The sequence below is a fragment of the Dyella kyungheensis genome, from assembly GCF_016905005.1.
Taxonomy (GTDB): domain Bacteria; phylum Pseudomonadota; class Gammaproteobacteria; order Xanthomonadales; family Rhodanobacteraceae; genus Dyella; species Dyella kyungheensis.
This window is the reverse complement of record NZ_JADIKC010000003.1, coordinates 1,080,735-1,093,009: the sequence shown is the minus strand read 5'-3', so window position 1 is coordinate 1,093,009 and position 12,275 is coordinate 1,080,735. Positions and strand designations below refer to the sequence as shown.

Genomic DNA, 12,275 nt, shown 5'->3' with positions numbered 1-12,275 from the left:
GCATTGGGTTAATGACACTGCGCGTCTACTGTCGTGAGTGCGTCCTGTCCCTTGACGCGATCGGGTAGCTGGTAGCTCACCTTGCACTGCTGCGTGCGTTCGTCGTCGCCCCAACGCACCAACAACGTGCCGCCGTCTTCCGCACCGCGAACAAACAGCTGCCCGCCCTGGCCCACGGTGCCCACACTCTGGCCATCGGCATTGAGCACATCGGCGCCGAAAGGCAGCATCTGGCCGTTCTCCTGCGTGGCATGAACGAGCACGGCGCGTCCGGACACGGTGTCGAACTTCAATGGGATTACCGAACCGGCACGCGGTGCCGTTTGCACACGCGTGGTCTGCAGCTCCACATCCATCGACGTGCCGAGCGGATCGAGCGTCACGTCGTTCATGCGGTACGGCATAAGACCGGTGGCCACAGCGTAGCCGCGGCCATCAATCTTGGATTGGCCGTTACTGCTGATGGCGGCGCCCTTGGCATCCGGCGCTTCGATGATCGCTATGGGGCTGTCCGGGCTCAACGACGGTGCCAGGGTTACGCCGCCAGGGTGCACCACCACGCCGCCGGAGGCGCTGACGCCAGCTTGCTGGTAGCGATTGGCATACGAGTAGTTGGCGCTGAGGCTCCCATAGGCCGCCTGCCAACCGAGGCTCGCACTGGTGGTGGTCTGACTTGCAAACTGATCGCTGTAAGAAGCGCTGGCGTTGTAGTTGTACTGGCTGCGATCGCCAAAGCTACCGCTGACGCTGGCACGGTCGTTATTGCCGGAATAATCATCGTGCGTTGTCGACAGCATGAGGCTGGGACGGTTACGTCCCGGCGCGCCAAGCGGAATGATGACACTGATGCCGAACTGGTTGTCGTAGCGGCTTCCCGCGTAGATGGAGCTGGACGAGTACGTACGACTGCCGCTGAGACTGTAGTTGATGTCGCGCCAGCTATTGCTATAGCCGACCTGGTAGGTGGTGGCGCTGTTGGCATCGTTCCAGTAGGTGGCCCGCGAACCGGCGAGATACATGCTGCCCCTGGAGCCACCGAAATCCTGGCTCAGGGTCACCTGCAGGCGCTGCTTGTTGCGATAGGGCGCACCCACGTTGATATCGCTGCTGCGGTAGCTAGTCAGCGTATCTTGTCCCTGCACGGCATCTTGCAAGGACAAGTAATTGGCGTTGGAGTAGCGATACGCGGCTACCGCAAAGGTGGTGCCGTAGGTAGGAACATTCTTCGCATAGGAAAGGCGTGCGCTATAGCCCGACAGATTCTGGTTGGCGCCGGCAAAGCTGGTGTGCGAGTTGGTGATGTCCACACCAAACGCGCCGGCCTGCGTGTTGACCGCCGCACCGACCAGGTAGCTCTTGTAGAGAGCGCGATAGGTCGACTGCACGCCGCCGTACAGGGTCAACCAGTTGTTGATGCCGCGCTGATACGTACCTTCGACAAAGTAGGGCTTGCCGTTGACCAGCGAGTCATTGCGCACCTGACCGTTGGTGACGGCCCAGCGCCCGATGCCGGGGCGCAACAACATGGGCACCGCTGCGAACGGCACCACAAACGTGTGGATGCTGCCATCCGCTTCGTTCACGATTACCGTGATGTCGCCGCCATAGCCGGTGGCGTACAGGTCGTTGATAACGAAGGGACCCGGCGCCACCGTGGTTTCGTACAACAAGTTGCCATTCTGGCGGACTTCGACGCGCGCCTGCGTATTGGCAACACCGCGCACCGTGGGGGCGTAACCCTGTTGCGAATCAGGCAGCATGCGGTCGTCACTATAAATAGTGAGGCCGCGGAAGGATGTCGAATCGAAGATGACACCCTGGGTGTAACTGTCACCGAGGGTGAGCTGCGCCTTCCACAGATCGATGTCGTGCGAAGCGGTGGTGTTGACATTGTTGTAGCGCGTGCGACCGGTGCTCTGATCCCAGGTAACGGATTCCTGGCTGCGCAGACGCCAGCCACCCACGTTCAGGCCAAGATTGAGGCCCAAATATGCGTTGATATCGCTGCTGCTGCGGTTTCCGCTGCGCGCCGAGAAGCTGTCCTTGTTTACCGGCACATAACTGCCGCCGGTGGACAACATATAGTTGCCGTTGGCGTTGGGCCGGTAAGCGCCATCAGGATCCAGCGCATAGGTGTTGGCGTTCTGCACCGTCACCAGCGAACCGTCGGCGCCAAGCGCCGTACCCGCACCGTTGGCGCGCGAATTGGCATAGCTTGTGTTGCTGGAATAGGCGTTGAAATTGTAGCTGGCGACGAACGCGGTTTCGCCCTCATCCCACATCTTCGGGTTGACGTAGCCACGTGCACGACGATTCATCGAGGCCTGCGGAAGGGACACGTCCAAACGCAAAGCGCCCATGTCCGCCGCAGCGCGCGCGTCGGCGCTCACGCTGCCGATGTCGATGCAAGCGTTGCCGGGGTTAACCACGGCCTGATCAAGTTTGCTGCCATCGACGCCCATGTGGAGCAAGGTGTCGTACGTGAAGCACGGCCGAGCCACATCGCTGCCTTCAACGGCGACAAACTTGATGTCCTCGACCGCCATACGGATGTCGTTGACGTAAAGATCCAGACGATAGACGCCGGGCAAGATCGGGTTTCCTCGCTCGAAGCGAGAAACGTCGACGCTCTTGGAGCCAGCGGTGAAGGCATTATTGAATTCAATGGCACCTGCTGCCGGATCGATCGCAGCCGGCCCAGCGGCCGGACCTGCGGCGCTCCAGCCGAGACTGGGAATCAAACCGAGCGAAACTGCTACCAGCATGGCCAACTGCTTGCGCTGCAGGTTTGTCCCGTCGTGGCTGTGGGCTACTTCCATATCGCTGCGTCGTGTAGGCATGAGATGTTATCCGGTGATTAGCGGTGGGCATCGCGCTCACCGGAACCATGGGCTACGGCCAGTTTCTGGCCGAAAAACTTTTGAGCGCCCGTCAGCGGGCACTTCTGCAAAAGCGGAGGAAAACGTGATTGCTTGCTCGGGCCGCGCTCTAAAGGCGGCCCCCGCGCGTGAGCGCTATCGAGTGAAAGACACGTCGTGCGGGTCGAAACCACCGAAGTCGTTGATGACCTGGACAGTGAGCTTTCCCGCTGCGGCGTTCAGATCACCGTTGACCGGAAGCGTGGTCGATCCCTTGGCGGGGCACATGCCACCCTTGGACTCGATGGTCTGAGGCACCGACGAACCCTTGGCCACCACCGAACCAACATTGACGTTGTACGCGCTGGGGTTCGTGCACTCGGCGACAAAGCCATCGCCCTTCGGCACGATGCGCCACGTCACCTGATCGATAGCATCGAAAGCATTGCCAGGCAGGCCCTTGGGGCGGTAGAAAATCTTCATGCGCGAGCGGATGGCAAACTGCAGATAGTTGCTGGAATCCGCATCCGCGCTCGCCTTTGGCTTGGGTGGAATTTCCAGCACATTGAGCCAGAAGACGCTTTCGCGATCTTGCGGGAGGCTCGCAGCGTTACCGGTAAACATGATGCGAATGGTTTGGCCTTTGCTTGGGTCTACGCGCGACATCGGCGGCGTGAGCAGGAAAGGCGACTTGCTTGTTTCCGGCGTAGACTTCATGTCGCCGTCGTCGACCCACGACTGCAACAAGACGGGGTCAGCGCTGTTGTTAACCATGCTGAGCGTGACTTCACGTTGATCTGCCGGATAGATCACGCGCGTACCATTGATCTGGATACCTGCGTAGGCGCTACCAAACCCACCAAAAACGAGGGCGAGCGCACAGGAGACACGAGTGAACTTATTCATGGCATTTCTCAACACAACATGGTTCGAAGAATGAGGGGTGGCGAGGCCGTAAAACGGCCTCGCCGGTAACGCACTAATCGCGATGGATTAGTTGTACTGCACCGAATACATCACGGCAGTGTTCACGAGACCCGGGGTGGCGGCGCCGCCCGTGGCCACGTACTGCGCGACGTAGTTCAGCGTGGCCGAGCCGCTGGCAACCGTGGCGATCGGCGAGCCGGCGTTGGTCCACATGTTGACCTTGGCGCCAGCGCTATCCAGCACGCCAACTTCGACGTTGGTGGCCTGACCGGTGCCCGAGAGGTTCTTCAGACGACCGGTGGTCGAATTGACCAGGCTCGCACCGAGCGTGGTGGCGGCGGTGCCGTCAAAGTGCAGGCTCACCTTGCTGCCATCGGCACAGGTGCCGCTGGCGCCACCGGAAACGACCAGCGAGAACGGATGATCGCCAGCGGTCTGCTCGGCGGTAGCCAGGGCGCTTGCCTGGATCTTGTCAAGCTTGACTGTGATGTTCTTGGCAGCGCCGTCGGTGCCGGTACCACCGGTCACAACGCAGGTACCGTCGATGATTTCGCCGGTGAAGGTGATCTGGCCGTCAGAAGCGGCGGCAGCGTTCGAGAAAGCAACCAGACCAAAGGTGGCGGCCAGAACGGCGGAGAAAAGAGTCTTCTTCATTTGAGTTAGTCCTTGAGAATTTAAAATGGCCTTCCGGGGATCAGCTGGAAATTTTTCCCACTCGCCTCTCGATCCGAATAACCCACCAATGGGTAAGGCGCTTCGCCAGCAAAAGATTGCCTCTCGCTGACGTTGCATATCTTCCAGAGTCGCTTGGCGGATCGGAATGAGATGGCTCTCAAAGTTGTCTTGGTGTTAAAGACGTTCGAGGCGTCGACTTTTTCGTCGCGCATGACGTCGCTGCGATCACGTGCTTTTCAGGTTCAACGCGATGCATGGCAGGCGCTTAGCTGCTCGACGACGCGGACGATGATGCGCACTGCGACGACTTCCTTTCGACACTGAAGGCGGGTATCGGTGGAACAATTGAGATTCGCCTTACGTCTCTTCGGATAGGCGCGACCTTTTTTCGTCCGTTTGTCGCGTTCCGCGTAAACGCCGCTTTTGATCCACGCACGCTTGCGGTGACGACATGTCAGTCCGGGCGCGCGACCGAACGAGATTGAGAAACGTCCGATTGAACTCCCCGATCCGCTCTCGCAGACTGCCTGTTCATCGTGCCGTGTCGCGTCTGGCCACGCTTCTCATAGTGGATGGAAGACGCAGCAACGCTTTCGCGCCGTTCCCAACAACCTCGTGAGAAAAACCATGCAAGAGACCTCCCTGCCGGAAGAAGACATCGCGCTTCCGGCTGCGCCCATCGCAACGAGCAACCCTTCCGTTCGAAAATCCGCACCCGCCAGTCTGCCGCCCGTGTGGCAGTCGCGCTACGGCATCGTGCTGGCCGACGCTTCCGAAAAGCAGCTGACGCAGTCGCTCGGCGCCTATGGCGAATGGGTGGAGCAGGAGCTGGACCTGGTGGGCGTGCTGCTCGAAGAGGGTCAGGTGGTGCTGGAGTACGGCGCTGAGCTGGGTGCGCATACGCTGTGGCTGTCCAGAATGGTGGGTCCGCACGGCACCGTGTATGCGGTGGAGCCCGATCGCCTGGAGCACATCGCGCTTTGCTCCACCTTGGCGCTCAACCAGGTGCGCAATGTGCATCCGATCCACGCCAGCCTGGGTGACAGCGCCAGCGAGACCGTGTCCGAGGCAAGCGACGGCCGCCCTGCCGAGGCCGTTCGCCAGATCGAGCTGGACAGCCTGCGACTGGGTGAGCTGAACCTGCTGAAAATCAACCCGCGTGGTGCGCTGTTGTCGGTACTTGCCGGCGGCGACGCCGTGATCTCCAACCAGATGCCGGCGATCTACTTCCGCCTGTCGTCGGCGGAACTGGCGATCAAGGAAATCGCCGCACTGAAGGCACGCGGCTATCGTTGCTGGTCGCACCTGCCCTACCTGCACAACGCCGACAATTTCCTGGGCAGCAAGACGAATATCTTCCCGGGCTCGGTCAGCCAGAACGTGATCGCCGTGCACAAGAGCAGGTCAGCCGACTTCGGGCATCTTCCGGAACTCTAAGAGGCGGTGCTTTGGCTATGGATGGCCTGCTGAAACGCCTCGACACCCTGCCGCCAGGTCTGCGTCTCCACGCAGCCCTGGCGGTTGTCATTTGCGCGGGCGTCAGCGCCTGTGGCTGGCATGAGGCGAAACTTCAGGCGCCGCCGCCCGACGACCTCGTGATCAGTCCGGCTGTCATCGAGGAGGCCGTACAAAACGCCCAGCAGCTCTCCGGGCGTCCTCCAGCGGATAGCGCATCCTCCGACGCCCATCGCAGCGCCAGTGCGCCGACCAAACGCAACACCGTCACCGTTGTCGATATCAGCGCGTCGACGTTGAAGCTGTCACAACGCATCGATGGGCAGACCGAGCAGCGCCTGTTGGAACGCTTGCCGGGATCCATCGCTGCCAACGCGAGCGGCCTCTCGTCGAGGGCCATGGCCGCTGCCATGGAACCGGCGTGTTGCGCGTCTTCCCCATCGTCATCGCCATCGTCGTCGCCCTTCATCGAGATCTCGTCCATGCACGTGTCGTTCCCCTGGATACTACTTTTTGGACTGGGCGCGACGGCCGGCTTGATCCTGGGTCACGCCCTGGGCGTATGGCGTACCCGCGCACAGCTGCGCCGCGAGCAAGCCAGGCAACGCCCATCGGCGATTCGCCTGCTGTCGCATGAGCCCACTCCCGACCTTTCGCTGTTGCAGGCGCCGGGGATGCAAGCGGACGCCGACGAGGTACCGGTGGTTTCCGCTTTGCCCGACGTGGCGGACGTGCCATCGAAGGAGAGCGGTGAGGTATCGCCGGCATCGCAGCCGCCGTTGCCGTCCGTGCAGACCTTCAACGCACGCTCCCTGCCCGGCATTGCCTACATCGGCAAGTCGTTTCAGCCGAAGCTGGCGTTCGAACCGCTGCATGACGCGCCGGTTGGATTGCGCGTTCGTTTCGACGACGAGGCCACGGATCTGTTGGGATCCCTGGAGCGCCTGCTGCGGCCGTCGGCGGACTGGAAGCTCAGGCCTTCGGAGGTGCGCAGCAGCGCGGGCCCGCTTGAAGGTGACGAAGTTCAGCGTAGCGATGCGGTTTACATGCCGACCGAGACATCGGCTGCCACCGACCGCGCGAGCCAGGTCGAAGATCAGGCTGAGCTTCTGCAGGCCCAGTTGGCGCAACAGCCGCACAACCTCGCCCTGGTGGAACAACTGGGCCGCCTGTGGCTGGCGCGGGCAAACAACGAGCCGGAAGAATTCGAGCGCGCCCGCATGCTCGATGCGAGCATCGTGCAACTGGGTCGACTGGCGGCCGAACGCATCGACACGGCCGTGCCGCAGGCTTTGCTCGGCGAGGTCGGCCATCATCGCGTTCTGCTTGGGCCCTCGCTTGATCTGCTTCTGTTGGAGATGTCGGAGAAGGCCCTTCGCCGCGCGCGGCTTCTGGGCATTTCGAACGACTACCGCACCGCCCCGATGCTCCACGAGCTGCTGATGATCACGGTGCCTGGCCTGGATCGCCAGCGCACCGTGCAGCGCCTGGAGGAAGCACGCGCACTGGCGGTGGAATCGCTGTCGACGCGGGATGCGGACACGCCGATGTGGCGAGAAGCGCTGTTGCGCAACGACTTGCTGCTGACCCAGTACGCGTGCCGCAATATCACCGCACGCCGTCTGCGCTATCGCGAGTTGTACGCCGCCGATGCCGAAGCCATGCAGCACGAGAACGAACCGGGCGTGCTGGCCGCATGGGTGGAACTGCTGTGCGCGATGGCAAAGCTGCATGCCGGCGATGCCGCACAGGCACGCTACGTCGAGGCGGAGGAAACGCTTGAGCGGCTGCGCCAGCACGATGAAGGCGGCAGCACGCACGCGTACGCGCTGGCGGGATTCGTGCTGGATCGCGAGCACGAACGGCCGAGCAACGTCGGCCTGGACATGATCCGGCACGCTGAATCGGCCGTGCTTCCCCACCTCGGACAACATCCGCGCCTGCGCCTGCAGGCGGCGCAGCTGGCGATGGCCCAGGCGCGGCATGTGCCGGCGTCCGGCGTTGCCGCCCTGTGTCGGCAGGTACTGTCATGGGCTGGCCCGCTGACCTCCTCGCCCTCGCTGATGCTGCCCGCGCTGCGCGTGGTGCTCGAAGCACTGCTGACGTCGGATGAGGCAAACGCAACCAACGATCGCCGCGTGTACGCACGCTGCCTGGAAGTGATCGTGGCACCCGACGACGCCGAATCGCTCAACCTGCTGGCCGACGTGGCTTTCCGCGAACAACGCTACGCCGACGGCTGCCGCCATTGCGCCCGCAGCTGGCGCGCAGGAGGCGCACTGACACAACCCCTGCTCAACGCATGGCAAGCAGGCAGCGCCCACTGGGCCGGCACCACCCCACCCGACGCCGACTTCGCCGAGAACCGAAGCGACCTGCGCATGGCATGGGCTGGGAGAGGCGCAGCGAGGGTGGCTGCAGGCAACCACTGACCCCAACCCGCTCCCCCGAGTAAATATTCACTGTAGGAGCGCACCCTGTGCGCGACAAACCTACGGAGCGATACATCACAGCGTGGCGGTCGCGCACAGGGTGCGCTCCTACACAAGGGTGCAGACGTTCCCGCGAGCACCCGCCCCTCACCCCGGTGGGGAGAGGGCGAAGTGATGTGCATTGGTGTGCAGAACTACTGTGGGAGCGCACTTGTGCGCGACAAGCCTACGGAGCGATACATCCCAGCGTGACTCGTCGCGCACAAGTGCGCTCCCACAGAAAGACGCAGACGTTACCGCGAGCACCCGCCCCTCCTCCCGGTGGGGAGAGGGAGAAGTGATGTGCATTGGTGTGAAGAACTACTGTGGGAGCGCACTTGTGCGCGACAAGCCTACGGAGCGATACATCCCAGCGTGGCGGTCGCGCACAGGGTGCGCTCCTACAGAAAGCGCACATGTTCCCGCGAGCACCCGCCCCACACCCCGGTGGGGAGAGGGCGAAGCGATGTGCATTGGTGTGAAGAACTACTGTGGGAGCGCACTTGTGCGCGACAAGCCTGCGGAGCGATACATCCCAGCGTGACTCGTCGCGCACAAGTGCGCTCCCACAGAAAGACGCAGACGTTACCGCGAGCACCCGCCCCTCCTCCCGGTGGGGAGAGGGAGAAGCGATGTGCATTGGTGTGCAGAACTACTGTAGGAGCGCACCCTGTGCGCGACAAACCTACGGAGCGGTACATCCCAGCGTGACTTGTCGCGCACAAGTGCGCTCCCACAGAAAGGCGCAGACGTTCCCGCGAGCACCCACCCGTCACCCCGGTGGGGAGAGGGAGAAGTGATGTGCATTGGTGTGCAGAACTACTGTGGGAGCGCACTTGTGCGCGACAAGCCTACGGAGCGGGACATCCCTGCGTGGCTTGTCGCGCACAAGTGCGCTCCCACAGAAAGCGTGCGGGCACTGCGTTCACCTTTAACTAGCGCCGCGATGACGGTCAAAAAAAACACGGTGCGAATCATCCCTTCGCACCGTGCCCCCTTCATCACTTGCCGAAGTCATACCCCACTTCGAGATACACCGAGCGACCCAGCGCGTTGTACAGGGTCACGTCGTAGTACGGCCAATTGCCGTTGGTCGTGTCGGTGGGCGGGCGCTTGTTGGCGATGTTGTTGACCACCAGCGAGACCGTCGTCCTCGGCAGGACCTTGTAGTTCACGCTGCCGTTGAAGGTGATCCACGGGCCGATGTCCTTCTCGGTGCCGATGGAGTTCCAGGAACGGCCGTTGCGGATGCCGTACAGCGTGCTGCTCCACTTGCCGATGTTCCAGGTGGCGGTGCCGCTGACCCTGCTCTTGAACTCGTCGGAGTTGGCGCAGCACAGGTAGTTGGTCACCGGATCGCCGGCCTTTTCCTGATAGGTGTGCTTGAGCTCGTCGTAGTAGTCCAGGCTGAACAGGAAGCTGCCGAACGAGGACGTCTTGAAGTGATAGTTCAAGCTGGACTGGATGCCGGTCTGGTATTCCGTGGCCACGTTGATCGGATAGGTATCCACTTCCGATATGCCACCCGGATTCACCGGATCGGTGGACGGCAGGCGCTTCACTTCACCCAGCACTTCGCGGCAGGTCGGCGAGTTGATATCGAACGAAGTCTGGCCGTTCTCGGACGTGCCCAGGCGGCAGTTGGCCTCCTGCTGCAGGATCTCGTCGCTGCTCAAGGTCACCACTTCGTTGGAGATACGAATGGCGTTGTAATCCACCGACCAGCTGAGGTTGTTGTCCGCGGTCGACCACACAAAGCCATAGGTGAACGACTTGGCCGTGATGTCCTTCAGGTTGGTGTTGCCCGAAGAAACGCCGAGCATCGACGTGCCCGACTGCGCGCAGTCGCCGTAGTTCTGCGAGTTGTAACCCTCCTGGCGACACTTGTAGTAATCGGTCGACTGCGAATAGCCGCTGCTGCGCGAGGAGAACAGATAGAACATGTCGGGCGCGCGGAAGGCGGTGGCGTAGCTGCCGCGCAACAGCAGCGTGTCGATCGGGCGGTATTCCAGGCCGAGCTTATAGGTGGCCTTGCCGTTGCCCGTGCCCGCGTAGCTGTATTTGTCGTAGCGCGAGGACACGTTGGCGACCAGCGATTCCAGCAGCGGAATGCGCATCTCGCCGCCGAACGCGTACTGGCTGCGCTTGCCCGATGCGGTGGTGCTGCCGGTCACGCCGCGATAGTAGCCTTCGGCGGCCGCCGGACTGGCCGAGCTGTTGTCGAAACGCTCGTTGCTGTTCTGCACGATGGCGGCGAAGCCCACGTCGCCCGCGGGCAGCGAGAACAGCGAGGTGGTGTTGGCGGTGAGCGTCTCGTTCTGCGTCCAGGCCATCGAGTGGGAGATGTTGGGCGCGGTGAACTGATCGTACTCGGCACGCGTCAGCGGTTGATACAATCGATCTAAATTCGGCGCAAAAACAGGATAACCTTCCGAGGTACCCAGCTGCGGCCCGAGGTAGTAGTCGTCGATGCCGTTGGCGGCGAGGAAGTCGGTGGACTTGCGCGTCACATTGGACTGCGAACGGTTGTAGTAACCGTCGTAGTTCCAGCTCGAATTGCCGATGCTGCCGCGCACGCCGAGGCTCACGTTGTAGGTGCGGGTGAACACGTGCTGGTCCTGCGCGTCCGAGCCCACTTCTTCAGGCGCGTAGATACGCTGCCATTCCTCGTACTGGCCGCTGGTCTGGTCGTAGAAGGTCTTGTTCCAGAACGGGCTGCCGCCGTTGTAGGTCGGGTTGCTGAAGCTGTACAGCATGTCCGCATACAACTCGGCGCTGTCGTTGAGGTGATAGCGCGCAAACAACGAGCCGTTCGCATCGGTGCTCTTGTTGGCCAGCGTGGCATAGCTCACGTTGTTCGGACTGCCGCAGTAGTAGCCCAGGCCGGAGCCGGCGCGGTAGCTGTACGCGGTGGTGCCGTTATACAGGTAACTCAGCGGCGCGCAGGTGGCCGCGCCCGGATCGATGTAGTGCGGATTGTCGCCTTCGGCCAGGCGCAGGAAGGTACGCGACGGCACGCCGGGCTTGCCGGTCGGATCGTCGTTGTAGGAATCGATATAGCTGCGCTGGTACGCCCAGATCGGATTCTCCTGCGACAACTGCAGGCCGCCGCTCAGTTCGAAATCGCCCCACTGGTGGCCCGAACTCAACTGCAGGCGCTTGCTGGCGCCGCCGCCGTCGCTGTAGTCGCCGTAGCGGAAGGCGACGTGCGTGCCGTCGATGTGATCCTTCATCACGATGTTGACCACGCCCGCGATGGCCGCCGAACCGTAGATCGACGACTGGCCGCCGGTCAGCACGTCGATATGGTCGATCAGGCCCACCGGAATATTGGCGATGTCGGTGATGTTGTTGTTGCCGTTGTACGCGAGCGGATAGCTCGCCATCGGACGGCCGTTGAGCAGGGTGAGCGTGAAGCTGGGATTGAGGCCGAACAGGCTGACCGTCTTGGCGCCGGGCGTGTAGCCGCCGGTGAATTGCGGGTCCTGCACGGAACCGTTGGCAATCGGCAGCGAACGCAGTGCATCGAACGTATCGGTGAAGCCCTGCTGGTCGATGTCCTTGGAAGTGATGGTGGTGACGGGCGACGGTCCTTCGATCTGCGCGCGCGGAATCAGCGAGCCGGTCACGGTGACCGCCTGGAGCTTTTTGGCCTTGGCGGTTTTCTCATCCGTGGCGGCGTCCGCCGGCGGCGTGCTGTTGTCCTGCGCCGCTACGGCGGGCGCCGGCGGCGCGGGCGATGCGACGTCGATCTCACCTGCCAACGCCTGTCCAATCGACAGGGCCAACAGGCTTACTGCAAATGCACTTGCAACAGTGGTTTTCATGAACAACGGTTCTCCCCGGAATGTGCTCAATCGCCGCCTTGCGGCGGACGTGCCATGACGCT

The 12,275-nt window shown here is 62.2% G+C and carries 7 protein-coding genes; 2 read left to right on the top strand and 5 right to left on the bottom strand.

What is annotated here, in order from left to right; translation table 11 throughout:
* Positions 1-8: 8 nt before the first annotated feature.
* From ISP20_RS09615 to ISP20_RS09605, 3 genes are all read right to left on the bottom strand, one after another.
* Positions 9-2,840, bottom strand: a complete 2,832-nt coding sequence (locus tag ISP20_RS09615) for a fimbria/pilus outer membrane usher protein (protein WP_239535471.1) — start codon at positions 2,838-2,840, stop codon at positions 9-11.
* A gap of 174 nt (positions 2,841-3,014) precedes the next feature.
* Positions 3,015-3,764, bottom strand: a complete 750-nt coding sequence (locus tag ISP20_RS09610; RefSeq protein WP_204635800.1) for a fimbrial biogenesis chaperone — start codon at positions 3,762-3,764, stop codon at positions 3,015-3,017.
* 87 nt (positions 3,765-3,851) lie between these two features.
* Positions 3,852-4,439, bottom strand: a complete 588-nt coding sequence (locus tag ISP20_RS09605; protein WP_204635799.1) for a fimbrial protein — start codon at positions 4,437-4,439, stop codon at positions 3,852-3,854.
* A gap of 648 nt (positions 4,440-5,087) precedes the next feature.
* Here ISP20_RS09605 and ISP20_RS09600 point away from each other — a divergent pair.
* Positions 5,088-5,897 carry a class I SAM-dependent methyltransferase gene (locus ISP20_RS09600; protein ID WP_204635798.1) on the top strand — a complete coding sequence of 270 codons (810 nt, stop codon included), beginning with the start codon at positions 5,088-5,090 and terminating at the stop codon, positions 5,895-5,897.
* A gap of 133 nt (positions 5,898-6,030) precedes the next feature.
* Here the strand turns inward: ISP20_RS09600 and ISP20_RS09595 are convergent, their stop codons facing one another.
* Positions 6,031-6,399, bottom strand: coding sequence for a hypothetical protein (locus ISP20_RS09595; protein ID WP_204635797.1), 369 nt, complete (start codon positions 6,397-6,399; stop codon positions 6,031-6,033).
* Here ISP20_RS09595 and ISP20_RS09590 point away from each other — a divergent pair.
* Entirely contained in the window at positions 6,398-8,347 is a 1,950-nt protein-coding gene (locus ISP20_RS09590) for a hypothetical protein (protein ID WP_204635796.1), read from the top strand. The two genes, ISP20_RS09595 and ISP20_RS09590, sit on opposite strands and share 2 nt — an antisense overlap.
* 1,040 nt (positions 8,348-9,387) lie before the next feature.
* Here the strand turns inward: ISP20_RS09590 and ISP20_RS09585 are convergent.
* Positions 9,388-12,213, bottom strand: a complete 2,826-nt coding sequence (locus ISP20_RS09585; protein WP_204635795.1) for a TonB-dependent receptor domain-containing protein — start codon at positions 12,211-12,213, stop codon at positions 9,388-9,390.
* Positions 12,214-12,275: the final 62 nt, after the last annotated feature.